General features: G+C 54.3%; 20 protein-coding genes and 1 tRNA gene. 14 read left to right on the forward strand and 7 right to left on the reverse strand.

Going from position 1 to position 26,965, the window contains the following annotated elements; all coding sequences use genetic code 11:
* Window positions 1–200: hypothetical protein (locus GS636_RS22595; RefSeq protein ID WP_216602949.1), on the reverse strand; the 200-nt coding region annotated here is incomplete at its 3' end.
* Window positions 201–369: 169 nt separating this feature from the next.
* Between GS636_RS22595 and GS636_RS17395 the strand changes: the two genes are divergently transcribed.
* Window positions 370–1,557, forward strand: a complete 1,188-nt coding sequence (locus GS636_RS17395; RefSeq protein WP_171671109.1) for an acyltransferase — start codon at window positions 370–372, stop codon at window positions 1,555–1,557.
* Here GS636_RS17395 and GS636_RS17400 read toward each other — a convergent pair.
* Together GS636_RS17400 and GS636_RS17405 are read right to left on the reverse strand one after the other, a co-directional pair.
* A complete protein-coding gene (locus tag GS636_RS17400) occupies window positions 1,548–2,264 on the reverse strand; it encodes a sulfotransferase family 2 domain-containing protein (RefSeq protein WP_171185513.1) in 717 nt (238 codons plus the stop codon). The two genes, GS636_RS17395 and GS636_RS17400, sit on opposite strands and share 10 nt — an antisense overlap.
* 708 nt (window positions 2,265–2,972) lie before the next feature.
* Window positions 2,973–3,057 (reverse strand) — tRNA-Leu (locus GS636_RS17405).
* A gap of 697 nt (window positions 3,058–3,754) precedes the next feature.
* Between GS636_RS17405 and GS636_RS17410 the strand changes: the two genes are divergently transcribed.
* The 13 genes from GS636_RS17410 (at window position 3,755) to GS636_RS17470 (ending at window position 20,902) form a co-directional block, all read left to right on the forward strand.
* Window positions 3,755–4,177, forward strand: a complete 423-nt coding sequence (locus GS636_RS17410; RefSeq protein ID WP_171185511.1) for a hypothetical protein — start codon at window positions 3,755–3,757, stop codon at window positions 4,175–4,177.
* A 2-nt stretch (window positions 4,178–4,179) separates the two neighbouring features.
* Window positions 4,180–6,192, forward strand: coding sequence for a dynamin family protein (locus tag GS636_RS17415; RefSeq protein ID WP_171671112.1), 2,013 nt, complete (start codon window positions 4,180–4,182; stop codon window positions 6,190–6,192).
* A gap of 8 nt (window positions 6,193–6,200) precedes the next feature.
* Window positions 6,201–7,943, forward strand: a complete 1,743-nt coding sequence (locus GS636_RS17420) for a dynamin family protein (RefSeq protein ID WP_171671114.1) — start codon at window positions 6,201–6,203, stop codon at window positions 7,941–7,943.
* Window positions 7,944–7,994: 51 nt separating this feature from the next.
* Window positions 7,995–8,396, forward strand: coding sequence for a hypothetical protein (locus tag GS636_RS17425; RefSeq protein ID WP_171671117.1), 402 nt, complete (start codon window positions 7,995–7,997; stop codon window positions 8,394–8,396).
* Window positions 8,397–8,419: 23 nt separating this feature from the next.
* Entirely contained in the window at window positions 8,420–9,292 is an 873-nt protein-coding gene (locus GS636_RS17430) for a hypothetical protein (RefSeq protein WP_171671120.1), read from the forward strand.
* A gap of 66 nt (window positions 9,293–9,358) precedes the next feature.
* Window positions 9,359–11,401 (forward strand): dynamin family protein, encoded by a 2,043-nt coding sequence (locus GS636_RS17435; protein WP_171671122.1) that lies wholly within the window; start codon window positions 9,359–9,361, stop codon window positions 11,399–11,401.
* The gene (locus GS636_RS17440; protein WP_171094740.1) at window positions 11,398–12,684 is read left to right on the forward strand and encodes a dynamin family protein; all 1,287 of its coding nucleotides are present in this window, start codon (window positions 11,398–11,400) and stop codon (window positions 12,682–12,684) included. The genes GS636_RS17435 and GS636_RS17440 overlap by 4 nt, the downstream gene beginning before the upstream one ends.
* Before the next feature lie 339 nt (window positions 12,685–13,023).
* On the forward strand, window positions 13,024–15,201 hold the full coding sequence (locus tag GS636_RS17445; protein WP_171671125.1) for a serine/threonine-protein kinase: 2,178 nt from the start codon (window positions 13,024–13,026) through the stop codon (window positions 15,199–15,201).
* Between the two features lie 202 nt (window positions 15,202–15,403).
* On the forward strand, window positions 15,404–16,456 hold the full coding sequence (locus GS636_RS17450; protein ID WP_171671128.1) for an FHA domain-containing protein: 1,053 nt from the start codon (window positions 15,404–15,406) through the stop codon (window positions 16,454–16,456).
* 3 nt (window positions 16,457–16,459) lie between these two features.
* A complete protein-coding gene (locus GS636_RS17455) occupies window positions 16,460–17,242 on the forward strand; it encodes a PP2C family serine/threonine-protein phosphatase (protein ID WP_171671130.1) in 783 nt (260 codons plus the stop codon).
* Window positions 17,243–17,263: 21 nt separating this feature from the next.
* Complete coding sequence (locus GS636_RS17460) at window positions 17,264–18,526, forward strand: transporter substrate-binding domain-containing protein (protein WP_171671133.1); 1,263 nt, start codon at window positions 17,264–17,266, stop codon at window positions 18,524–18,526.
* 44 nt (window positions 18,527–18,570) lie between these two features.
* The gene (locus GS636_RS17465) at window positions 18,571–19,677 is read left to right on the forward strand and encodes a transporter substrate-binding domain-containing protein (RefSeq protein WP_171671136.1); all 1,107 of its coding nucleotides are present in this window, start codon (window positions 18,571–18,573) and stop codon (window positions 19,675–19,677) included.
* A gap of 190 nt (window positions 19,678–19,867) precedes the next feature.
* Entirely contained in the window at window positions 19,868–20,902 is a 1,035-nt protein-coding gene (locus tag GS636_RS17470; RefSeq protein WP_171671139.1) for a glycosyltransferase family 2 protein, read from the forward strand.
* Window positions 20,903–21,371: 469 nt separating this feature from the next.
* Here the strand turns inward: GS636_RS17470 and GS636_RS17475 are convergent, their stop codons facing one another.
* From GS636_RS17475 to GS636_RS17490, 4 genes are all read right to left on the reverse strand, one after another.
* The gene (locus tag GS636_RS17475) at window positions 21,372–23,585 is read right to left on the reverse strand and encodes an NADP-dependent isocitrate dehydrogenase (protein ID WP_171671142.1); all 2,214 of its coding nucleotides are present in this window, start codon (window positions 23,583–23,585) and stop codon (window positions 21,372–21,374) included.
* A gap of 208 nt (window positions 23,586–23,793) precedes the next feature.
* Window positions 23,794–24,801 carry a tetratricopeptide repeat protein gene (locus tag GS636_RS17480; protein ID WP_171671144.1) on the reverse strand — a complete coding sequence of 336 codons (1,008 nt, stop codon included), beginning with the start codon at window positions 24,799–24,801 and terminating at the stop codon, window positions 23,794–23,796.
* Window positions 24,802–25,018: 217 nt separating this feature from the next.
* Window positions 25,019–26,077, reverse strand: a complete 1,059-nt coding sequence (locus GS636_RS17485) for an ABC transporter ATP-binding protein (protein ID WP_171671146.1) — start codon at window positions 26,075–26,077, stop codon at window positions 25,019–25,021.
* Complete coding sequence (locus GS636_RS17490) at window positions 26,074–26,880, reverse strand: IclR family transcriptional regulator C-terminal domain-containing protein (protein WP_171671303.1); 807 nt, start codon at window positions 26,878–26,880, stop codon at window positions 26,074–26,076. Before GS636_RS17490 ends, GS636_RS17485 begins: the two co-directional genes overlap by 4 nt.
* Between the last annotated feature and the right edge of the window lie 85 nt (window positions 26,881–26,965).

Consider the following 26,965-nt stretch of genomic DNA (forward strand, 5'->3'; position numbering starts at 1 on the left):
AACCCTAGTTGTAAGGATACCCAGTTCGTTTGTTCAGCTTTCATGCCTACAGCCCAGTAGCCTTCCAACAGCCAACCACTGCGAAAATAACCAATGCCGGTGTTTGGCTGCAGGCTACTAAAGGCTTGAAAGTCGTCGGCGTCAGCTTTGTCCCGTATGGATGGCTCCTGAAAAGCAAGAACTTTTGGGGTGATTGGCATTTGTCAGAAGCGGTCTTGTGTCCGGCCTGTTCGCGCGGTGTATGCGACCGCTGGCCCTGATGGGTGCCACGACCCAAGTACCCAACCGCGCGATTTGCCCAATTAACCAACTTGACTAGACAAGGCCTTCTTGGTTGTTAGTGCACGGACCCCGTCAGAGAGAAAGATCTTGAGTCGATTGCCAAAAATAAACCTCTTTAACACGCTTGGCGACGACCGCCCCACACCTTCTAACCCAGCGGCAGGCGGCACAATGCCGGCGCTTCTGGGGCTAAGGGGTTTGGCAGCCGTTTCGGTTGTACTGTTTCACATAAACCGGCAAATCAAGATCGACGTGCCCGACTGGCTCTGGTTTGTAACAACCCATTTCGGACACGGTGTGTTTCTCTTCTTCGTTCTTAGCGCGTTCTCTCTTTCCTACACCAATGTTCGGCGGATCGGGCAACCGAATTGGCTGGTTCAGTATGCGATCAAACGCTTTTTCCGGATCGCCCCACTGTTCTATGCGGTTCTGGCTTCGGAATTGCTAAGGCAGTATCTGAGCGCTGGTCGCATTATCTCACCCGACTGGCAAATCTTTGCCAACATTACTTTCACCTTCGGGTTGGTTCCGCACGCGTCGATGGTTTGGGCTGGATGGACGGTTGGGGTTGAGATGCTATTCTATGCAGTTTTTCCATTTCTGCTGATCGCCTTGACAGGAACTAGCCGGGCGATATTGCTACTTATCGTGGCATTGGCCGTTAGCCTCGTATCCCGAATCATTATTGGAAACATCGATCTTGATACTGGGCGTTCTCCCCCTTGGGCTTATTTCTCCTTCCAGTCAAACCTTTGGTTTTTTGCGCTTGGAATGGTCACGTTCTTCTTTATCAACTGGTACACCCAACTAGAGACAATTGCTCACCGAACCGTCTCAATCTTTGCGGGTATCTCGATCGCGATACTGCTATGGGTTTCCGAAGCCCTTCGTTTTGTTCCCGATTGGCGGATCGTGCGGCCAGACCTGTTGGTGTTTGGCATCATTTTCGCGATTTTAACCGCTTGGCAATATCTGCGTCCCAGCTGGCTTCTTTCGAACGGCCTAATGAGATATCTCGGCGATCGCAGTTTCAGTATCTATCTTTGTCATCCAGTCTTCCTGTTCTATTTCCGCGACCAGATTTACATGATCCACGATTTCTTCGTGTCTCGACTCGGTTCTCCCGCATTCCTTGTGACAAGTTTGACAGTCATGATCTGCCTCATGGCGATTGTGGAAGTCACGTTTCGTGCCATTGAATTGAATGGTTTGCGGCTGTCCTCAATGGCCTCGCGGGCAGTGAGCAGGAAACCTCGAGCCACCAATCAACCGTAGGCCTTAACCGCCCGAGCGCCCTCATAAAGCTGCCGGTCCAATGCCGTCATCTCTTCGATTGCCGCCCGCGTTTCCCCGTCCAGAACCATTGCGGTCGAAGACGAGGCGTTCGAATGCGGCACCTCGATCTCGCCTGCACCTAGGTCCCTGAAGATCTTTCGGATATCGCTGTCGAAACTATCGGCGAATCCGACATAATCGAACAGGGCGAGATTGGCCCGCGCACCCTCAAGCAGGCTGTCTTCGTCTTGATCGATGAAATTGGTAATGTACTTTCCGTCCTTGTCCTGTCCCATGTCGTACGAGACCCAGCCGTGATAAAGCTGCCAGACTTGGTGGTTCCAGATATGCGGTGCAAATTCGGGCTCCTTCGCCCGCGTAACGAAACCCTTCAGATCATGGCGTTTCGCAACTTCCGCAAGCTTGCTTTTATCGGCATCCTGCTTTGACAAGAATGAATAAAGTGACACAATCCGCGAAACTGGGTCGCGTAGAAACGTAAAGGTATACCTGCCTTCCAGAAGCGGCTTGGCGAAGGCGACACCAAAATGGCCGGAAACAAAATCGTAAGCCTCGCAGCCGGCACGCCCGATTGTCAGGAAGTCGCCATGACTACAGACCGCGTCGTTCCCGTACACGGCGCGCGCCATCTCCTGAACCGATGTTCCGGCAGTCTTCTGGATGTGAAGAAAAAGTGCAGGTTGCATTTGGGATCTTCCCTCGTCTTATTGATGGGTAGTGACTCTTGATGTTGTGGCAACCGCTCACACCCGCAAGTTAATTGCGATCTGAGCCGTCTTACACCGAAGGTACCGCCGTGAACCTTGTCACTACCACTGCGGGATGACAAGGCAGGCGAAGCTGGAACCGCGCGTGTCGCACTGGCCGAATCGTCTGAAATCGTGGCTTAGGTTTCCGCATGCTAAGTCACGACACCTTGAGGCTGCTGGGATCTCCTCAGTGTTAACCAGTTCGGCAACTTCTTGAGGTTCTTCAATACGCAATTTGGTCATCCCTCGTTTGCAGCATAAAAGAGCAAGCGATGGACGGCAGTTTGGTCCGCAAAGGAGGCGTTCAAGCAGGTCGCCGCGAATGTCCATAACGCAGGACTTAAACCTGGTATTTCCTAATATCCGCTTTGGCGCCTCGTACATCCGTTGGCAGGCGGCAACATGCGCCATTCCAGAGTAATAGTTAGTGACTAATCCAAATTTCACCATTCGGTGAAGTGCAAACAACTACCGTTACACCCTGATGGAGTTCTCGAAGACTTGTGAGCAGCTCACTCCAGGGCTCATTGCTGACTTTACCGACAATCCGCAGACTACGGCGAGACTAAGGTTGGCCTGTTAGTGGGGCCGACAACAACTGGTTTCAACTAAGTATCTAATATGTATTAAATTTATTCAATTCTTTGGTGCGGGTGGAGGGACTTGAACCCCCACGCCTTGCGGCGCCAGAACCTAAATCTGGTGCGTCTACCAATTTCGCCACACCCGCAACCAAGCGCCGTAGCGCCAGACTGGGGCGCTGATAACAAAGCTTGCGTCCGAGTGCGAGAGGTAAATTGGGCTAAATGTGAACTTTGTTGCCTAGGTTGTACCATGCCTGTCGCTCTGACTTGGAGCACAAGTAAACAAGGTCGATTTGAAACCCCACAAAGCGACATGAACTAAGTTCACGGAAATTTCTGGTCGCCTTGAGCCGTTTCTTCCATGCTTATTCTTCGCGGGATCCATTCGAAAGCCGCAGTTTTTCGCCATCCTCGCTGACGCGTTTACGTTGAGCGATCAAAGAGAGTGTTTCCTACTTTGGTTTCAGCGGTGAGGCGCAATTCATTCTTGCGAGGCTGACAAATAACTCTCAACACAGTTCCTGAACAGCATTCCATCCAAATTAATGTATACTAGTCAATGATTTAGTAATCTACGTACCACACAACATACTCAAAGGCTCTACATAGTTGCCGACAGCAGGCACGGTAAGAGAAGAAAATTGCTATGCTCGTATGGGTTGAGGCATTCTTTTGCGAGGCTCGCCATGAAGCCGCCACATTTCAACCGCCAAAAAATCTTATTCGCGTCAAAATAAGACCGCCTTGAAGGGTCTTTTTGGTTGAAAGGAGTTAATGAGTCTTTTTCGCCACTTTGGCATCGGTACGAGTTTTCTGCTCAACTCCAGTACAAGGTTTTCTGCTGTGACCGATCTAAACCCTACCGTTGCCGCCGAGCAAGACGCTGTCTTCTTTGCTCGCGAGAGCTTTCTTGGCGAGCTCAAGACACTGAACCGAGATCATCCCAATACTGGCTTTGGCATTTCGCTGCGCACCCACTCGGGCGAACATTATCTTTTGGCGAATGCCAGAATGCCATTACCTGTCGCGAAGTCACATGGGTTTCCCACTGGACGTCGTGTCGCGTGCCTTGAGAACGGTGACCGGTTCAGCTCGATCGAAGTCTTGGCGGACTCCAAAGCTTACGAAACCATTTCCCCGCGTGCCGAGGCCGAGATTCTGGGCAATGCCCTGGATTTGATCGCGCGCATCGACACTCTGACAAGCATCCCTGCGGGGCGCGTGTCGCATGAACCCCAGATTGCTGCTACGGGAACCGGAGGTTAAGCATGGCGCGCAACGATCACCTTTTGTCTGTCGGCAACGAAGCACTGGCACCGATGACCTCTGCCATGACGTCGCTGACGGCGCAGATCGATCAACTGACTGAGGTGGCTGATGCGCGCTCCTCGGCACGTCTGGCGACCCTCAAGACGCGGATGGAAAATTTCACCGCCAGCATCACAATGGTGGGCCAAGTCAAAGCAGGCAAGTCATCCATTGTGAATATTCTGGCCGGGCGCCCTGCCCTGCTGCCGTCGGACGTCAACCCGTGGACATCTGTGGTCACGACCCTGAACATCAACACACGCCCGCCAGGCGACACCAAAGCCAAGTTCACATTCTTTGAGCAGGAGGAATGGGACAACCTGATGGTCGGCGGCGGTCGTTTAGGCGAACTTGCGAACCGGGCTGGTGCAGATGACGAAATGGATGACATCCGCCGTCAGATTGGCGAAATGAAAGCCAAATCAGAAGAACGCCTTGGCAAGCATTTTGACCTGATCCTGGGTCAGAGCCATCAGTACGATCACTTCGACGAAGAACTGATCCAACGCTATGTTTGCCTTGGCGACGAAGATGATCCGGATATTGATCCGAAAACCGGTCGATTTGCCGACGTCACAAAATCGGCTGAGCTTTACATGGATATTCCGCAATATCCCATCGCGCTGAAGCTGTGCGACACGCCGGGTGTCAACGATACATTCATGGTGCGCGAACAGATCACGCTGCGCAGTCTGCGCGGGTCTGAGGTTTGTGTAGTCGTCCTGGCTGCAAGCCAGGCGCTGACCACAATGGACATGGCTTTGATGCGTATTATTGCGCAGTTCGAAAACCGCCAGATTGTCCTGTTCGTTAACCGCATCGATGAGCTTTCTGATCCCGTCAACCAAGTTCCTGAAATCCGCGATCGCATTCAGGATACACTGAAGCAAAACAATATCGACACCAATACAAGCGTCGTGTTTGGCAGTGCTCTGTGGGCCGAAGCAGCCTTGACCGGAAACCCGGACATTCTGACCGAAGAGGCGCGCGAAGCGCTGAACACATTCTACTTGGCCGCAGGTTTCGGTGATCAAGCGGCATCGCTGGACAAGATTTGGGCCCTGTCCGGCCTGCCCGATCTGCTTTTGGCTATCAATGAGCGTATTGCCGAAGGCGCAGGAACACGGCTGATGGACCGTGTACGCCACCGTGCACGTAATATAGCAAGCCAAATCCGAGCTACAGCAGTCGCGAAAAACCTGTCCGAAGGTGAAGGTGTTACCAGAGACCTGGACGGCGTGTCACCAGAAGACGCAATCAACACCGTGTCGGCGGAATATGAAAAGAAAGCGGCAGAACTGACAAATGCCTTGCGCGACAAAGTGCTGGAACGTCTGAACTCGGCTGAATCCAGCTTTGTCAAACGCGCAACAGACTCTTTGATCGCCCATCTTGAGAAAAACGGCGAACAAGGTACGTGGCAATACGACCCTGCGGGCTTGCGGACGCTGCAAAAGGCAGCCTATTTCAGCTTTGCCCGCGCGATGCGCAAAGACGCCGGGGCGCTATATGCCACCGCAGCTGCGGATGTCGAAGCGTTGTATCACAAGATTCTGGGCAATCATCTGGGTGAATTCAGCATCGAAGCACCCATCGTACCCCGTGTTCCACCTCCGCTGGGCATTGGCCGGACCATCGCGCTGGATTTGCAAAGCACCTGGTGGCGTCGATGGTGGCAAAGACGCAAAGGGTTCGAGGCTTATGCTGCAGACTACACACGTCTGATCGCGTCCGAAGCCAACTCGATCACCAAGGACATTGAAGAAAACCAGATTGCCGCGGTGCTTGAAAACGTCCGCGCAACTCTGACGGACTTCATGCGCGAGCAGAAAGAAACACTGCTGAGCATTTCGGCATCGGCTGACAAAAATGCAGGCCAAACTGCAGCGGCGATGGCGGGTTTGCAGCCTCAGAAATCCAAAGATGAGATTCTGGGTGACATCCTAAAAGATCTAAGCAACGAAGCGGCATAAGTAGAAAAATGGCAAAAGATTCACAAACACGCTTTGTTTCACCGAAGGCATGGGAACGTATCGAGCATTGGTCCCGCCGCAAGCCGGTTTTTGCCCTGATGGGCGAATTCAGCGCCGGCAAGTCTACGTTGATGAACTTTCTGCTGCGAACGCAGACCTTGCCGACGCAGGTCACCGCGACCCAGTTGCCGCCGGTCTGGTTTAGCTGGGGCAATCGCGCTCCTTACGTCAAACGTCACGACGGAAGCATTGAAGTCATTGAGCTGGACGATCTTGAGAGCGTTGGCGTCAACGATGCACAGTTCATACGTGTGTTTCTTGAAGCCGACATTCTTGAGGCGGTCGACCTGATCGACACCCCCGGTATCTCGGATCCAAAAATCTCAACTGATGTTTGGCAACGCGCCGTTGGCCAGGCAAATGGTGTCTTGTGGTGCACCCATGCGACCCAAGCCTGGCGCGAGACCGAGCGTGCGACTTGGGTTTCCTTGCCCGAACGCCTACAGCACAACTCGCTGCTTTTGATCACACGGGCGGATGCGCTGAACATCAAAGACCGTCAAAAAGTTCTGCGCCGCGTGAACCGTGAAGCGGGCCACTTGTTCAATCGGTCCATTCTGTTTTCTGCGCGCGATGCGATCGTCGCCCGCGACAAAACCGGTGACGCCGAAATGTGGTCGCGTAGCGGCGGCGGAAAGATGATCGACAGCTTCCTTGAGATCACAGAGCAGATCATGGAAAACCGCGCCGACCAACTGGCCCGGTATCAGATCGACAAGAGTCAACCGGATGCGCCGAAAGTGCAACCCGTGCGGCCAGCGCGGAAATCGGACGGAGAGGTACAGTCAGAAGCCGCACCGTTGCGGTTGGTCAACCCAGTGGACTCGGTAGCTCAGTCAGAACAGGATGATGCTGCGGTCGTCACAAGCTTTCCCGTTCGCCCCGCCAGAGTGGAACGACGCACGGACGAAGCCGAACGCGTGCGTATCAACGCGGAAGAGGCCGAGCGTTTGCGGGCCGAAATGGTCTCGGAACCCGAGCCGCCGACGCTGGAAGAACCAGATACAAGCGATGATCTACGTGCCTTTTTTAAGGACACATCGAATGATCCGCTGGAACTGACCAGTGTGGCCGGGTTGGATGACACCGTCGATGAATTCGACTTGTCAGGCGGTACCGATTTAGACGATGAAACTGACGATCTTCTTGACGAGAGCACCGACATAGAAGGCGTCAGCGCTGCGGCTGACGAGGAAGATACATCTGAGGATGTTCTGGCTTCGTTGAACACAAACTTGCAACACGAAACGTTGGATGAGGACGCTGCGGTGGATCACATCCGAGACGTCGAAGAACCTGAAGATCGTGGGATTGAAGTCTCGGTTTCGTCTATTGCCGCTTTGATGGCAGCCCAACCCGGAAACAATGCCGACGATTATGAACCGGAGCCCGAAACCAGCGGGCTGATTGAAGCTGCCTTGCCGGATCAGGTGGACGCGAATATTGCAGTGCTTGGGGAATTGCCAGAGGTCGCGGTTGGCTCACCCCTGAGCGCATCGGACATGTGGCGTGAGATTGCGAACAGCGCGGATCTGCCCAAGGATGCAGATGGGCTCAGAAGCGTGTTCAAAGCGTTTTTGGCAGAGTTCGACCAAATCGCGATCGAACACAGCGAAAAGCAGACAAAGGACGCATTGCAACCCATTCCAAAAGCCAAAGAGAACAGCGCAGCAGAGTGGCACGTATTGTAATGAAAGCCGAATCAATCTAACAGAAACACATTAATAAAAACAAGGACTTAAATGTCTATTCAGGACGCCTTGAGCACAGCGATCGAAACAATACCCGACTGCATCGCAGCCGGGTATGTCGATATGGAAACCGGGATGTTGCTGGGCAGTTGCGTTTCGGAGCCAGACAGCACGGAATCTCTGGATACGTTGGCCATCGCTGTGGCCAACCTGTTTCAAGGGCGCGGTGTGGCTGCGTTCGAGGCGCTTTTGCGTCAGGCCGGGGGCGAAGAGTCGGAAAACACTGGGTTTGGGGAAATCGCAGTGTTTTCAAAAGATCGCCTTAATATTTTCCTGCGGACCAAGGAATATCCTGATCACGTGGTCTGCTATATCTGCCGCAACAGCGCAAATGTCGGGTTGGCGCTTACAAAATCACATCTCAGTCTGGGGCCGGTCGCGGCCGCAGTTTGAACGGGACCAGAGGGGGTCACGGTATGATGGACACTGACATTCTGGACATGCTCGAAGACATCGGGCGGTCCTCGGTTGCGCGGCTGTCACCAGCGGTAACGATCGCGGGCGAGTCCGCTGCAGCGAGGCGTAGCGCTGTTTTGCATGCTATTCGTGGTACTGTTCTACCTCGTCGGCTGGAATTCACGGCTTCTAATGGCGCGTGTCTGGCCATCGAAGTGAACAGTTCACGTGTCACAGATGTTTTCCAGGTGCCGACTGGACCGAAGCCTGACTTCGAAACCGAAGGGCGCGGTGAGTTGGTCGAAAAACTGGCTCAACTTGTGTCTGACATCGCAAACGCCCCTGCCCCGCTTGAAATGATGTCCGGCAAGCCGGATTCAGATCTTGAGGCAGACGACGTTGGCTTGACCTACAGTGAAATCGTAGGGGCCTGCGCGGCCATCGAACTGTCTGCTGAACCGATTGTTTCGGTGGTGCCGGATGTGGAGATGCTCACGGAGGACGAGCCTCTGCCAGCTCAGATGGAAGATACAGAAACACTTCTGGCACAAGAGTTTTTTGACGGTGCCAGGCGTTTTGCATCTGGCCGCGTTTTGATCGACAGTGTGGAAAAAACCGCCCTGTCCTATGCGGACTCTTGTCAGCCTTCCGAAGATATGCATCCCGACCAGAACGTTGTAGCTCGTTTTGCTGCGGATCTTGCAGGCTGGGATAACGACACTCGGGACGAGTTTGACGGCCCCCACCTTATCGTCATGCGCCCATCTGGAGGTAAGGGTGCTGGAATTGCAGCGCTCAGTGACACCGGGCAAATCGCCGTTGCCATCCACGACGCGCGCAAACTGGGGGCGGTCGTCAGTCTGTGGACGTCTTTGCAGGGGGAAAAGGAATGACTTCCCCCCGAGCATTCAAATTTTCGATTAATTCAATCCGATTTTGTGTGACCAAGGTAGTGAGTAATGAGTGAAACACATCGCCGCGAGCTTATCCGCATCGCAGAAGATATGAACGAAACCAGCAATGATGAAACGCGTCATTTCATTTCGCGTATCATCGGAGATCTGGGAAGTCTGAAGCCGTCAATCGCCTTTGTCGGGCAGATCAAAGCTGGTAAATCCCGTCTGATCAACGGGTTCACGGGGCAGGCAGAGTACCTGCCATCGGACGTCAACCCATGGACCACCGTGATCACCGATATGCATTTCGGGCATCCATCCGGCCGTACCGATGGGGCTGAATTTCATTTCTTCGACAACCACCAATGGCAATCCCTGATCGCCGAAGGTGAAGAACTGCGCAACATGTTCCCCGATGACGAGGACAGCTATAAGCGCGAGATGATCGAAGAACAGGTCGAGGCCATGAAGACCCGGGCGCGCCTGCGTCTGGGCGACAGCTATGAGCAGTTGTTGGGGCAACACCACGATCTGGATGAACTGAACTCAGACGACCTGGCGCGTTACGTGTGCGCGGGCGATGATCCTGCTGAGGATGGCAGCGTTGACCCCGGCAGTGATCGGGGACTTTACAGTGACATCACCCGGAAAGCCGAAGTCTATTTTGACATCGGGCATTTCCCGTTTCCCTTAACTGTAACGGATACTCCGGGGGTCAATGACCCCCTGCTGATCCGTGAAGAGATTTCGCGCCAATACCTCAAGGAATCCGATTTCTTTGTGGTGGTTCTGTCCGCACATCAGGCTTTGTCGCGCGCAGACCTGAAACTATTCCGTCTGATGCAGGCTTTGGAGCTTGGCCAGATTGTTGTGTTCATCAACCGAGTTGATGAATTGGGCGACGGCCCCGAGGATGCGGCCAAGGTCCGTTTTGATGTTCTGGACGGGTTGGAAAAAGCGCTCGGCAATTCTGATATCGATGTGCTGATGGGCAGTGCTCAATGGGCGCACTATGCTTTGACCGGCGATGAGACCGGTGTGAATCATGATCATGTTCTGGCGTGGCTGCGGGCGCATCCGGAACAGATGAAACAATACCTAAACGGCGTGGCCGAAATCAAACAAGGCCCAGGTCCGATCAGTCGAGAGGCTGTATTGCGCTTTGCAGCAATGATCGCCTCTGGTCTGCCTGATCTACGCCGGCACGTCACCAAAGCCCTCACTGACGGGCCAATTGACGAACAGCTTCGTATGGCATGGCAACACCTTGACAGTTTCGCAATGGGCGAGCTTGAGCGGTCTCAGGTTCATTTGCGTGCGTTGAAGGACGAAAACAGCTCGGGTACGCGCAACACTGAAGACAGTGACAAGACGCTTGGCGAATTGCGCAAATTGGTTGCCGATAAGACCCAGGACATCACACGGGACATGGATGATGTCCTGTCCAATCTGCGTGGTGTGATGGATGACACGGTTGCCGAATCCGTCTCGGCCGTGGTGCGTGGGCCAAATGGTCAATCACCTCTGCTGGCCAAGGGGGGCGCAACTGAGCTGAACTTTACCCCGTTGCGCGAACACATGCGGGAACTGGTGCAAGGTGCATCGCAAGTGGTTCGCCAGCGTATGCTGAGCGAACTCTATGCGATCGACATGCAATGCAACGCAGCTTTACGCGCATTGCCGGGTTGGCAAGAGCCCGTCGACAATCGCATGAACACCAGCGCAGTTCGCTGGTTCAGGCCAGACACCACTGCCCTCACCCGTGGAATTACGGTTGAATTGCGTGTAAACTGGTTGTCGCGCCTGATCTCGCGCAACAGTGTCGTTACGCGGGCCGAACGAATGATTGTGCAAGAGTTCGAACTGATCGGAGACGATTTGATCGACACCACACGAGACAACTTGCTGGAACGGCTGAACACAGTTTTGGATCACTATGTCGCGCTGTTGGCGGGTCATTTTGAACACCGTTCTGGTGCCGGTGAATTGAATGCTCAGGCCGAAGCACAAGCTGCATTCGACAGAGCACGCCGAATTGCTTCGGATCTGGAGAGCGTCTTTGGAACTGGCAATGCGGACGAACGACAAGCAGAGGCTGCGGAATGATTGAATTTCCCGGAACCGAACAGGAAGTGCACCAGCTGGAGCGCTTTCTGACCGCGACAGAAAAACTGTCGTCGGACGAGACTTTGGAGGATATGCGCGCCAGGGCTTTGGCCCACGCTGAACGGCTGTCCAACGCGGTCAATATCGGGTTTGCCGGGGAATTTGGTGCGGGCAAGTCGAGCCTCGCAAACATGCTGGCCGGTGCAGATATTCTGCCCACCGGTCCGCAACATCTGAAACTGCCGCTGGTAATTGTAGCTTACGCCGAAACGCCTGAAACAACTGTAGGCTGGTGGAACAAAGAGCCGAAGACATATTCCGGTATCGCCCTTGAAAAAGCGGCGGCGGACGAACCTGATTTCATCTCGGTGGGGATCAATACGCCTGCGCTTAAGGAAATTTCCCTGTTTGATCTTCCTGGTTCGGGTGCTTTGGACGACACCTATAAAAATACGCTGGATCTGCTGAAATTTGTCGACTGCGCCATCTGGTGCACAAACGGTACAAACGCGTGGCGCGAGACTGAGCGCCACCTGTGGTCGAAAGTGCCACCTGAACTGCGCTCGAATAGCCTGCTTGCTGTAACACACGCAGACTTGCCGCCGGTACAGGGTTCACTGGACCGCGTTTTGGCTCGTCTTAACAAGGAAAAGGAAGGGATGTTCCGCGAGGTCGTTCCGATTGGCACTCCGGTGGCGGTCAAGGCAATGGCCCAAGAGCCGGAACCCGACTTCGCTCTATGGGAGACGTGCGGTGGACAGAATCTTGCCGAACAAGTTCTGGACGTAGCTTCGAACCGGCGTCGCAATGACCTGGAGGCCGCTCAGAAAGACTTGCAGGATGAATTCCTGCCGTATCTTAAAGAGCTACAGGGACCCGAACCGGAACCGGCTCTTTCGGATACTTCAACAATGCAATCCGCATTAGGCTCCGCCCTGCCCCCCTTGAACAACCCCATTCTTGAAGACTGGCTGGCCGCGATTGCAAGCATTTACGAAGATCTGCGCGAGTCCTCGGATATTGAGCCCGCCGCCTTCTTGCAAAGCTGTCAGGAGATTGTCGAAGACTTTGCGGAACGGCTGGAGCAAGGCGGCGAAATTGACCCTGAAGCGGATTGGATTCCTGCCGAGTTTGAAAAGGCAACCGACTTGCTTTTGTTGTTGCAGTTCGAAAGCGGCGATGCACCATTAAAGGATGCAATCAGCATACTTGCACAGTTGGGAGACAACCTGGCATGGGCCGGCAGCACGGTTGCCGCAGCTCAGTCCAAAACCGGCACTTGATAATCTCCCGTTAAGATTGAGCGCATTTCAGCGATTCGAAGGGCCGAGGAATCGGTCCTTTATTGTTTCGAATTCGTAGACCAACCGGCTAAATTTGGGGTGTACGTTTTCAATGCCGTCGCCCCATTTATCAATATATAGATATTTTGACACCCAAATAACTATATATGCTATAGATCGAAAAACGATCCATAGTGAAGCCATCAGGCGGCCCCAATAAAGTCAAATTTGAAACGTCTAACCGTTCTTAAGTGTCCTGCGGTTGTTTTTGGTTGTGAGTTCGTGGGCTGTTGGCCCTGTTAGATTTAGCCGCAAAACGAGTAGAACGGGCGGATTGAAATGAGCCACAACCAGGCTGTCGGTGCGACGCACGACGAACCAAAAATTGAAGGATTGCAACCGGGCGCAAAATTGCTGCGCGGTCAGTATGAGATCCTCCGCTTTCTGAGCAACGGGGGATTTGGGATCACCTATCTTGCGCGCGACAGCCTGGAGCGCGACGTGGTGATCAAAGAGTGTTTCCCTGGTGCTTTGTGTCGGCGCAACGGTGATCTGGTCGAACCTAACGACCCCGCTTACAAAGAAGACCTGCGCGCGATCATTGACCTGTTTATTCAGGAAGCCCGCAATCACGCACGCCTTGTGCATCCCAACATCGTCGATGTGCATCAGGTGTTTGAAGACAATGACACCGCATACATCGCGATGGATCTGATCCGCGGCTGCGATCTGCTGGATTATGTTGAAAACCCGGAAAACGATGCAGGCCCCGATTTCATCGTGCAAGTCACGGAGAAGATGCTGTCTGCCGTTTCGTTCATTCACCAAAGCGGCATGTTGCACCGCGACATTTCACCGGACAACATCCTGATCGATGAGAACAGCGATCCGGTCCTGATCGACTTTGGCGCGGCGCGGGAGCAGGCTGCAAACAAATCCGCGGCTTTGCTCACCCTTCGTGTCATCAAAGACGGTTATTCTCCGCACGAATTCTATGTACGGGGCGCCGAACAGGGCCCGAGCAGCGACCTGTATGTACTGGCTGCAACGCTGTACCATGCCATCAGTGGTGAACGCCCGGTCGATGGTCAGAGCCGCTTGAACGCCTTTAACAACGGACAGGACGATCCCTATACCCCCCTTGCGGGTCGTTTCGAAGGGTATCCCGACGGATTCCTTGAAGCGATTGACAAGGCGATGGAAGTTCACACGACAGATCGCTTGCAGACAGCGCTGGATTGGTTGCGCATGTTCCGCGGCCCGGGTGTTATGTTTGATACCTTTGCCTATCGCCCGGTCTCGGTGATCGTGGGCATGGACCGGAAAGACAAAGAAGAAGAAAAGGCGCGGATCAAGGCGGAAAGTGAAAACGCCGAAGCCGTCGTGACTGCGCTGCTGGCTGGAAACTCCGATATCGTTGTTGGCAACGACGACAAGAAGAATGAGGATCTGGCAAAACTCACCGTGAAAGAAGAAACGCCTGTCGCTGTCGATACTGTGGTTCAAAGCGGTTCTGGCGGCAGCGGCAAACTGATCGCTGGTGTGGCAGTGGTTGCAGTTGCTCTGGCGGCTGGCGGTTATTTTGCGATGTCTGGTGATAAACCTGAAGCACAGATTGAGGCACCGGCTGCACAAGCTACCGACGAAGTGCAGACAGCCGGAGCTGCAGCGTCAGCAAGTGAGGTCACCAGCACAGTAACAGAAGAGCCCGAAGCTGAAATCGCAGCAGTGCCAGAGCCAGAGCCAGAAACTGCACCTCTAGCAGAAGAGCCTGTCGAGCAGGCACAAGCCGAGACTGCGGAGACAGTTGTCACAGAAACAGCGCCCGTAACCCCTGACACGTCGGAAACCGAGGCTCAGGTCGCTACCGTCGCAGAGGCGGAACCAGAGGTCGCTGCATCTGGTGCTACTCCAGCGGAACAGCAGGTATCTTTTGCCCATTGGGATGTAGAAATTCCTTTCCAGACGTCTCGCCGTCGCGGTTCGACAGGGCCTACCATCGCTGTGACCGGCCTCAATCCAAATCAAGACATGAGTGTGATTGGCGATTGGGTGCAGCGCGGCGCAGTGATCTTCACATTAAACGGAAAGCCCATCCGCGAGGACGCCACTTTTGCTGCTCAGGTATTGGACAAGTTGAGCATCGACCCAGACGGCTATACCCGTGTGGCCGCCCGCTATCGTCCGCTTGGACAAACCCGGGCACAAAATGGGCTGCTTGCCCTGCCAGTGGTGCGCTCGGTCGGGCTCGAGAACGGTTACACCTTTACCGTCAGCAGTTCGGATGATGAGGGCTGGAAAACTGTGGTGGAATCAGTTCCGTCCGACGCCGCAGGCGGCCTGCAAAGAGGTGACGTCCTGCTGAGCGAAAGCCAATCCCGCATGAACCTGGATGGATCGGAAAGCCTGGACGCGATGCTCTTAGAGCTGGTCGCTGAAGGTAAGCCCGAAGCAAATCTAACCGTCCTGCGTAACGGTGCTGAAGCCGCTGCAATCATGCAGCTTGCACAGGAGTGATCTGACCGGTTCGTTTGTGATCTGCCAGCGTGTGTTTGCTGAGGGTGGCAGCCAGTTTTGTCACCCCGGCGGGGACCGGCCCGCCGCAGAGAGTACCAGTTCCCTTGAGTACCCGATGAGTGTCTCCGCGCTTGCGTGTGCGGGATAAGTAGCAGCCTACGGCACAGGAAATTCGTGCCGCCAAATCAAAGGTGTCGACACCATGTTCAAATACAAAAGCCCTCTGAGCCGGCTTCTAGAAGGTGCCGGCAAATCCAAAGAAGAAGATACTTCGGAAACCACAGACGCGGTGGAAACCCCTGCAGCTGAAGGCGAAAAACAAGAGCCCATTGCGGACTTTAACGCTCTGCGGGCGGCGCTGGCTGGTGGGAACATGACGTCCGAGTCCTACGAGGAAACGGATGAACTGATCCCCGAAGAGAAAATGCCCGAATTCGACGAGGCCGAGGCCGAGGTCGCTGAAAACGTCGAAGAGTCCATTTTCGCCGAAGACACAGCAAGCGAGGATGACGCACCGGAAGAAATCCTGACCGCTGAGATCGCTGAAGAAGAGGAAGTGGTCGAAGACGAACAGATCATCACCTTGCATATTGCCGATGACCCGGCGATGACCCCTGTAGAAGTGACCTCAGCAAGCACTGTGGTTGAAACGGTGGAACCGGAAGCTGAGGAAGCCGCGCAGGAGGTGGTCACCGAAGCTGCAGAGGCCCCGGTGCAAGAGCCGGAACAGACCGTTGAACCGGTTGCTGAGGCAGTCCAGCCTACGCCCCCTGCCGCTGCCCCCGCTCCGACGGAAGACCGCCGTTCGCGCGTCAAAACAACCTTCCTGGGTTTTGAGCGTGCAGATACGCACGTGCAAGAGTTGATCGAAACCTCGGAACCCGTCGCCAAGACTGAAGCCGCACAAGAGACCTTCCCCGTTGGCTGGCTGGTCGTTACGTCCGGGCCCGGTCGCGGTGCCAGCATCACATTGACCGAAGGCCTGATGCAGATTGGTCGAAATGATGACCAGGCAATCCAACTCGACTTTGGCGACACCGGTATCTCTCGTTCGAACCATGCCGTCATTGCCTATGACCCTGAAGATCGAAAGTGTTACCTGGGTCATGGCGGCAAGGCTAACCTTGTACGTCTGAACGGCAAGCCCGTGCTAAGCACCGTGGCCTTGTTCAGCGGTGATTTGATCCGTATCAGCGAAACCTCCATCCGATTTACAGCCTTCTGCGACGAAGGTTTTGATTGGCGGGATTCCTGATAGATGCTGGCAACTCCGGCATATGATGTTGCGCTGATCCTGAACCAGGGTCAGCGAGAGACGCAGGAAGACGCCATCGCGGCGCGCATGTTCGACGCGTCAGATGCGGGCTATGTCGTGATTGCCGATGGTATGGGCGGTCACGACGCCGGTGAGGTCGCGTCAGAAATGGTGATTTCAGCCTGGCGTGACGCGTTGGACGCAGAACTTGAGGCCGAAACGGTAAACGAAGGATCCGCGATAGACGCTCTTCCATTGGCGGCCATGCAGGCTAATGCCGCGATCGCCAACCATAACGAGGTACAGGGACAGGGCTTTAACATGGGCTCGACCTTGTTGGGTGTCTTGCTTATGGGACAACGCGTTTTCTGGATTTCCATCGGGGACAGCCCACTTTTCCTGTTCCGTGACAACACGTTAACGCAGGTCAATGAAGATCACTCAATGGCGCCCGTGATCGATGCGAAACTGAGCGCGGGAGAGATCACAGAGGCTGACGCGCGGGGTTTGGACCGAAACCAATTGACATCCGTGATCATGGGCGGTGCTATTCCCAAAGTGGATTGCCCCGAACATCCCTTGCAGGTCACATCAACGGATATTCTGATCCTTGGCAGTGATGGCTTGCAGTATCTCAGCGACACTGAAATTCAATCGGTTCTGAGCAAGCACCAACACTCTCTGGCTCAGGATATCGCCGAGGCGTTGCTGTTGGCAGTTCAGGCCAAAGACGATCCGGATCAGGACAATCTGTCCATCGCTGTCGCGAAATTCACAAGAACATAATCAGGCAAAGCAACAGGACCCATGAAAAAGCACCTCATCATATCCAGCCTTGCTCTTGCTGCCGCCACAGGCGCAGCGTCAGCGCAAGAGGCTTGTACCAGCTACGAAATCCAACGTGGTGACAGCCTCAGAGAATTGGCGATTGAAGTTTATTCTACCGAAGACTTCCGCATTATCTTCGACGCCAACCGTGACGTCATTGGGTCGAATCCAAACATAATCCGTGTTGGCGACGTTCTGGAGTTGCCGTGTCTGGAAGATGTCGGCCGAGCTCCGGCCCTTGCCGATACCGAAGCAGAACGTCTTGCTGCGGAAATGGCAGCAGAACTGGTAAAAGCCGCCGAGGAACGCGCCGCAAAAGCTGTGGCTGAGGCCGAAGCCCGTGTGGCAGCAGCCGAAGCGGAAGCAAAGAAAGCCAGTGAAGAGGCAGTCGTCGAAGCACGGGCCGCAGCCAAAGAAGAAATTGAGGCCGCCCGATCAGAAGCCGCTGCGTTGATCCGGAATGCCGATGCAGGAAAGCGTCCGGAAATTCGAGACCGGCAGCTTTTGTTAATCACCGGCGGGAACTATGCCCCCTTCACCGACGAAGCGCTGCCAAACCGTGGGTTGTATACCAACCTTGTTGAAACGGCCATGCTACGCGCAGCACCGGAACAGTCCTACAAGATCCAGTTTGTGAACGACTGGTCATCTCATCTGGATCTGTTGATGCCAACGCTGGCTTTTGACGGAACCTTCCCCTGGTCGCGCCCAAATTGCGAAGAGCCTGAAGCCCTGTCAGAAAGCGATCGCTCGCGCTGTGAAACCTACAACTTCTCGAACCCGTTCTACGAAGTTGTGGACACCTTCTTTGCCTTTGAAGGCTCGGGGTATGAAGAGGCGCTGAGCTATGCCGACTTTGCAGGCACAACGATTTGCCGTCCCGAAGGTTGGTCGACATCTCACATGGACGCCGTCAGCCTTTACGAGCCGATCATCACTTTGTTGCGCCCGGTTTCGCCCGATGATTGCTTTCACGCGGTGATCGAAGGCCGCGCGGACATTGTCGCAATCGAAGCCCATCTGGCCGTCGAGGCAATCCAACGTCTGGGATACGAACACCGCATCATCGAAAACCCCAACCTCGCGGCGATCAAGTCGCTTAACGTCATGACCCACAAAGATAATCCTGATGGGGAGGCGATCCTTGAGACGCTTAATCAGGGTCTGGCAATCATGCAGCAATCCGGAGAATGGCGCGACATCGTGTCGACCGCTCTGCGGCATCAAATGGAAAATGGATAAGGCCCCAACTGGCCTGACAAAACTAAAGTCTGGAGGACGTGGACATGTTTGAATTCAACCTTAAAAAAGTAGCCCTGTCGGCCACCGCCGTTACAGCACTGTCTGCTGGTGCAGCCGCAGCGCAGGAAGCTTGTACCAACTACACCGTTCAGGACGGCGACACGATGGCGACTATCGCAATCGCAGCCTATGGCACCTCGAACTACCAGCCGATCTTCAACGCGAACCGCAACGAGATCATCAACCCGAACGCTCTGGAGCCGGGCCTGGTACTGGCGCTGCCTTGCGAAGACGGTAGCCTGCCCAACGGTCGGACTGCTCAAGAAATCATCGCAGAAGAAGAAGAGCGCGCGGCGAGTGTCAAGCGTTCCAACGTCTATGCGCCTCCCATCAAGATGGTTGCCGGTAACGGCTGGGAGCCGTTTACAACCGAGAACCTTAGCGGTGGCGGCATCATGACTCGTCTGGCGACGACCAGCCTTCAGCGCGCGGGTAACCAACGCGATTATTCGGTCAGTTTCGTTGATGACTGGAGCTCGCACCTTGATACCCTGTTGCCACTTGGTGCGTTTGACATCTCCATCGCTTGGACTATCCCAGATTGTACGAACCGCACATACGAATGGTCAGCTGAAACAACCGCGCGCTGTACCCAGTTTGTTGCTTCGGTTCCAGTTTACGACATCGTTGGTGGCTTCTTCACCCTGCCAGAAAGCCAGTATGCTAACGCTACGGATTTCAAGGATTTTGAAGGATCCACCATCTGTCGGATGGCAGGTTGGAGCATGGTTGTCCTGGAAGAAGTCGGCTTGAACCGTGAGAATACAACTGTTGTCCAGCCGAATTCCGCGCGTGAATGCCTGGATGCGGTTTTGACCGGCACGGCCGATGTGGCCGCGTTCGAGGTTGATCTATTCGCATCCACAATGAACGACATGGGTTTGACCTCGTCTGACATCATTGAAAACCCCTATGTTTCGACGCTGTCATCGATGAGTTTCCTTGCGCATCGTACAAACCCGTTCGCGCGTGAGTATATTGCGATGATGAACAAAGGCCTGAACGAAATGCGCGAGTCCGGCGAATGGTACGCGATTATTTCAGACTCGCTACGTGAACAAAATGCAAAACTGAACGCAGCTTCGAACTGATCCCTCGGTTCAGCTGAAACTACGGGCCGGTCTTTGAACCGGCCCTTTTTTCTTTCAGGAAGCGTCCAATTTCTTCGGAAGACAAATTTTGGCCGTTTATCTGCTGCATAACCGCCTCATAGGCACAGCATTCTGAGCCTGAAGCGCAATCATCATTCCCCTTGCGGGACCGCAAAAGCATGAGTGACGCATGATACAAGGTGCCTTGGATCTTAGGAAAAAATCGGTCACGCCTGTGAACAGGCCGGACCTGGATATTGCCGTGATCTTACCGTGCTACAATGAAGCGATTGCCATTGGCGAAACTGTCAAACAGTTTCGTGCCGCCCTGCCTGAGGCAGTCATTTACGTATTTGACAACAATTCCACAGACGACTCGGTCAAGATCGCGGAAGAGGCTGGTGCGCTGGTCTTCTCTGAGCCTTATCAGGGCAAAGGCAACGTTGTGCGCAGAATGTTTGCCGATGTAGATGCTGATGTCTACGTCATGGCGGACGGAGATGCGACGTATGACAGCTCGGCTGCTCCGGACTTAATCAACCTGTTGGTTTTGCAGAACCTGGACATGGTCAATGGCGCGCGCGTGAATGATCAAACGGACGCTTACCGTCGCGGACACAAATTCGGGAATGCCCTGTTCAGCGGGCTCGTGAAGTTCTTTTTCAAAAGCAAAATCAACGATCTGCTGTCCGGTTATCGGGTTTTCAGCAGACGTTTTGTCAAAAGCTTCCCGGCTGTATCCAACGGGTTCGAGATTGAAACCGAACTCACCGTACATGCGATGCAGATGCGTATGCCAATTGGCGAAGTAGAAACCCGCTACTTTTCACGACTGCCGGATTCGAACTCCAAACTGGCCACTTTTTCGGATGGTTGGCGTATTTTGAAGATGATCGGCCTTCTGATCAAAGACGAAAAACCCATCTCGTTCTTCTTGTCCTTGGCCGTGTTGGCTTTCGTACCTTCGCTGTTGGTCTTTATTTCGGTTTTCCGCGAGTTTCTGGATACAGGGCTGGTTGACCGGATTCCATCACTGGTCGTTGCCGTATCGGGGTTTGTTGCTTCGATGCTGTCGATTGTATGCGCACTTATCCTGCAATCTCTTGCCCTCGCACGGCGAGAGGCGCGCCGCATGTCCTACCTTCAGTATGAAGGTGTCGCTGCCTCAGGGGTGAACCGGATGCAAACTTCCCTTGCAAAAGCCAAGTCACGCAAATTCGCCTGACGGGCAGCGTATTTTCAAAAATTGGTTTACTCCACCCAACAGCGTTTGCGTGCTCTGTATCTCCGTGTCGGTTGTTACGGACTTTTCACGATCTCGGGCTTCAAAAAGCAAAATGACCAGCACCCCAAATGCTGGTCATTTTCTGAGTGAGTGATATAGCCCTAAGGCCTCACCAGTGAAATTCTCTGTTACCACACATTTAACGTAGTGTGATGGTCGCAGCTATTGGGGGAATCCCGTAGGTCAGTGCAGTTTCACTCCATCGTATTGAAAAAATTTGCTAATTTTATTCCACCTGTGTTCTCGGACTTCTGTGAATTTCAAACGAGCACCCGAGACCTAGAGAAAGCTCCAAATTTTTGTGACACCATAACTTTGGGCTGACCGAGCCCAAAAAATAGGGGCCGCACTGTGTGCTGGCCCCTGGTGGCATACAAGGCAAATGCCTAAGCACCTGCTGTTATTTTGATTAGCCGATAATCGCGTTCAGTGTTGCACTGGGGCGCATCACAGCGGCCGTCTTGGCCGGGTCTGTGTGGTAGTACCCTCCCAAATCCGCAGCAGCACCCTGAGCAGCAGCCAGTTCAGACAGAATTTGCTCTTCCTTCCCTGCCAGTTCGTCTGCTAAGGGCGCGAATTCGGCTGCGAGTTCGCCGTCATCGGATTGGGCTGCCAAAGCTTCTGCCCAGTAGCGTGCGAACCAATAGTGGCTGTCGCGGTTGTCCGGCTGACCCACTTTACGGCTTGGCGAACGGTTGTTGTCCAAGATGCCCTGCGTTGCAGCTTCGGCAGCAGCACCCAGAACACCTGCCTTGGCGTTGCCTTTGCTGTCAGCAAGGAAGTTCAGAGATTCACCAAGAGCACAGAACTCTCCCATCGAGTCCCAGCGCAGGTGGTTTTCCTCAACCAACTGCTGAACGTGCTTCGGAGCGGACCCTCCTGCCCCGGTTTCAAACAATCCGCCGCCATTCATCAGTTTCACAATCGACAGCATCTTGGCAGAAGTGCCCAGTTCGAGGATCGGGAACAGATCGGTCAGATAGTCACGCAGCACGTTGCCGGTGATGGCAATCGAGTCGTTGCCCGCCGTGATGGTTTCCAGCGACTGGCGGGTGGCTTCGCGCGGGGCCATGATCAGGAACTTGTCGGCAACGCCAGCGGCCTCGAGCGCCGGTTTGACGTATTTGATCAGTTCGGCATCATGGGCGCGGTTTGCGTCCAGCCAGAAAATCGCCTCGGACCCGGTCAGGCGCTGACGGTCCATCGCCAGTTGGATCCAGTTCTCGATCGGTGCTTTCTTGACGGTGCAGGCGCGCCAGATGTCGCCAGCCTCGACCTCGTGGCTATGCAACGTTTCACCATTCGCAAGAACGATGCGGATCGTACCATCGGCAGGGGCTTGGAACGTGGTCGGGTGCGAGCCATATTCTTCGGCCTTCTGTGCCATCAGGCCGACGTTGGCGACTGCACCTGCGGTCGCTGGGTTTAACGCGCCGTTGGCTTTGAAGAACTTGATGGTTTCGTCATAGACCGGCGCGTAGCAGCGGTCAGGGATCACACAATTGGTGTCACCCTTGGCGCCTGTCTCATCCCAACCCTTGCCGCCTGCACGGATCACGGCAGGCATAGAGGCGTCGATGATCACGTCTGAGGGCACGTGCAGGTTGGTGATACCGCGATCTGAATCAACCATGTACATCGACGGACGATCACCTTTGATCGCATCGATGGCGGCCATGATAACGGCGTTGTCTTTCACACGATCCAACACGTCACCCAGGCCCGAATTCGGGTTCACACCCAGTGCGTCCAATTCGGCACCGAATTGCTCAAACACCGGGGCCAGCCACGCTTTGACGGCATAGCCGAAGATGATCGGGTCGCTGACCTTCATCATCGTCGCCTTCATGTGCAGCGAGAACATGGTGCCGTCTTTCTTGGTGTCCTCGACAGCGTCTGCCAAGAAAGAAGACAAGGCCTTGACCGACATGAAGGTAGCGTCGGCCACAGTGCCTTCTTCCAGCGGCCAGGCGTCTTTCAGGACGGTTACGCCGCCGTCTTTACCAACGAATTCGATCTTTGCGTTACCGGCCTGAGCAGCGGAAATGGTTGCGGATTTTTCATTGGCATAAAAGTCGTTGCCGGTCATGGACGACACTTTGGTTTTGCTGTCCGAGACCCACTCACCCATAGAATGGGGATTCTTTTGGGCATAGTTCTTTACGGCACGAGCGGCGCGGCGGTCGCTGTTGCCCTCACGAAGAACTGGATTCACAGCGGAACCCTTGATCGCGTCATACCGTGCGCGAATTGCTTTTTCTTCGTCCGTGGAAGGTTCTTCCGGGTAAGCGGGAATGTCATATCCCTGCGACTGAAGCTCTTCGATGGCGGCAACCAACTGTGGGACTGAGGCCGAGATATTCGGCAGCTTGATGACATTGGCGTCTGGTGTTTTTACCAGATCCCCCAAAGCAGCCAGATCGTCGGTGATGCGCTGCGCATCTGTCAGCTTCTCGGGGAAGGTTGCGAGAATGCGCCCAGCCAGTGAAATGTCCTTGGTTCCAACGCTAACGCCCGCTGCAGATGCGAACTTGCGGATGATGGGCAGGAACGAGGCGCTGGCCAGCTCGGGCGCTTCGTCTACAATGGTATACAATATGTCGAAGTTCGATTTATCTGCCATATTCTTTTACCTTTTTTAAGCCTTTCGGGGCGTGCGATCTAAGAGTTAAGGGCCGCAATAGCGCGGCGCGGGAGGGACGCGATCACGATACCGCCCCTGGGTGACTCTGTTTTGACAGGGCTTCCCATAAATCAGGTTTGGCTTGGAATCAATTGCCTACATGCGCGCGTTTTGCCACGGGTCGGGAAAACTACTCGCAGCCCTGCCCTCATTTGACTTGGGGGCCAAGTGACGCGAACCCGACTTTCTGTTCCAATCGGCGGATGTGATCATCAATTGCCTTGTTGATATGTTCAACTGAACCATTTCGGGCTTGCGGGTCGACGGGAACGCCAGCGCCCTCAATAATGTCCATAAGAAGCCCCAAAGAGTACGGACCGCCTTTTGCCAAGAATTGCTGATACTCTGCACGAGCGAGATCTGTTGCACCCAAAGCAGCAAAGGCATGGCTTCGCGTTACCCACTCAGTACTCTGCCCATGGACTATGTATCCAAGCAAAAGATCTATCGTTCTCCGGACCGATCCTTTTTCGCCCCAGTCGATTTTGTTCTCTGCTTTCGCATAGGCCGCGGCGTATTCGATCCCTTTTTCTTCATCGCCGATCTTCATGTGAAAAATGGCAAGAAGAAACAAATCCGCTTTCGGATTCGGGGTAAGCGCTATTCTTGATTCAGCCGCATACAAGGCTTTGCCCAAATCATAGCCATGGCGAAGTTCATACGTGACTCGGGCGCCGTGTGCCCATGGCTGATCCGGCCATTTCGTTTCAGCTTTCGTCAACTGGGACTCAAAGTCCTCGGTGGGCATAGCATCGTATAGAAGATTCAAATAGCGGACGCCGACATCTTCATAGCCAGCATCAAGGTCTAACACCTTTTCATAGCCTTCCAACGCAAGAGAAACTTCACCCCATGCTTGCATCTGCTTTGCCACGTTGAACAAAACATATGTGCTGTTGGGTCGGATCTTTTGTGCCTGTACAAAATCGGCCCGGGCACCGGCTTTGTTTTCCAGCGCGTTCTTGGAATAGCCGCGCCAGATGAGTGTAACCGCATCATCAGAATTCAAGGATAACGCGCGATCCGCGTCTTGAATGGCCTGCTGATAGTACCCGCTACAGTGCAAAGCCTGCGCCCGTTTGGCGTAGTAGTCCTGACGCGCATCCAACGGCTCGTCATTCAGGGCAAGCAGCGCAGTGCAGGCCGGAATAGCCAATTTTGATCCACCGCCCATTCCACAGACGGCACGCAGTTTGGCGTATTCTCTTTCCGCTTTCGAAGGCGTGTTGAAGCCCAGTAACAGTGTCGCAAAAACGACGATCAACGCGGCGAGGCGAATGCGCATAGTATCCTCAAAACAAATACGTTTCTACCATAGGTAGTTGCTATGAAGGCACCAAACAAGCTTTTCGGATCAGCCAAATGTTGAAACGCTACCGAAACCTCTGCCCTGTCTCGGGGTCGAACACCATGGCACGTTCGGGCAGGATTGAAATGCCAATCCGGTCGCCCGTTTTGCTACGCTGATCGTCCCGCTCCTCGACAATCAGTTTGTCGCCATTTGGTGTCAGCAGATAGGAATAAGAAACGCCTCCTAAGGCCTCGGTCAGATCCACGGTGCAGGTCTGCGCCGAGCGGTCGATCTGGATATGTTCCGGGCGCATCCCCAAAGTCACCTTGCTCTGTCCGGCAGGAACCGTTGCAGTGATCGGCAATGGCTGAGCCAAGGCAGGATGGGTAACGTGCCCATCGGCATACTCACATTCCAGGAAGTTCATCGCGGGTGAGCCAATAAAGCCGGCAACAAAGCGGTTGTCGGGATCTCTGTAGAGGTCCATCGGGGCACCCACCTGCTCGATTCGACCGTCGCGCAGGACTACGATTTTGTCGGCCATAGTCATGGCTTCTACCTGGTCGTGGGTCACGTAGATCATCGTTGCACCGATCTCTTGGTGTAAACGCGCGATCTCGACCCGCATCTCGACCCGCAATTCGGCATCCAGGTTCGACAAGGGTTCATCAAACAGAAAAACCTCGGGCCCGCGAACAATGGCCCGACCGATTGCAACCCTCTGCCGTTGACCCCCAGACAGAGCCTTGGGTTTGCGCTTGAGGTATTGATCCAGCTTCAGAATGTTCGATGCTTCCTGAACCTTCTTTTCAATCTCGGGTTTTGCGACACCATTCATGCGAAGGCCGAACCCCATGTTTTCGGCAACCGTCATGTGCGGGTAAAGCGCATAGGTTTGAAACACCATCGCAACCCCACGTTTAGCAGGGTCCATATGCGTGACGTCCCGCGCACCGATGTGAATCTGACCCTCCGAGGTTTCTTCAAGCCCTGCAATCATGCGCAACAAAGTGGACTTGCCGCATCCCGAGGGGCCAACAAAAACGCAGAACTCACCATCGTCGATCTGCAGGTCAATCCCGTGAATGACCTGCGTCTGACCATACCGCTTGATCGCCTGGTTCAGAGTTACTCCTGTCATGTCACTTGCATCCTGTCATTGCTATGGTTTGGACCTGTTTCGGGAAAGCGCCATGCCTGCGCTTCGGCCCCGATCTGTTCAGCCACGCGGCGTACACGCGGCACCCAGGCTTCGAGTTGTTTGAAATTCATCCGTTCCGTCGAGCCTGTCACGGAAATCGCGCCCAGCATTCGATTGTTCGACGTCAACACCGGGCAGGCGATACAAATGATGCCGGGTTCGTGTTCTTCGTCGTCTACCGCAAATCCCCGGGCTCTTATCCGATCAAGATCTTCACGCAGCGCCTGTTCGGAAGTCAGGGTTTTTTCGGTGAAACGGTGATAGCTTTGCTGAGAAATCACCCTGTTCAGCGCGTCTTCCTCTAAAAACGCCATCATCGCCTTGCCGACCCCGGTGCAGTAAGCAGGGCCGACTTTGCCAGCTTGCGAGTACATTTCTATGGGCTGCGCCGCATTGCGTTTGTCGACATACAGAACCTGCCCCGAATCGAGCTGTGCCAGGTGCACGGTTTCCCCGGTTTCCCGGCTCAGCCCGTCAAGAAACGGGCGAGCAATCGGTGCCAGAGAACTTTGTGTCCATGCGGCATGGGCCAGCCGAACCAACCTCATTCCAGGCGCATAGGTTTGTCTGTCCGGGTCGTAAGACAACATTCCCTGATTCGTCAGGGATTGAAGGAATCGGTAGAGCGTTGCCTTGGGAAAGGCACTGCTGTCCAGCAGTTCAGAAAACCGCACAGGGCGTTGAAAAGCCGCGACGTGATCCAACACGTCACATGCTTTGCCTATGGTTCCATCACCTGACACGGTCTTGCGTTCTCCTCCGTTTTCCATCGCTTCCTCTCGATGGGTCTTGACAAGACTAACCGAGTCGATGTGTAGTTTTCAATAT

Origin of the sequence: Ruegeria sp. HKCCD4884 (genome assembly GCF_013110855.1) — a bacterium.
Lineage (GTDB): Bacteria > Pseudomonadota > Alphaproteobacteria > Rhodobacterales > Rhodobacteraceae > Ruegeria.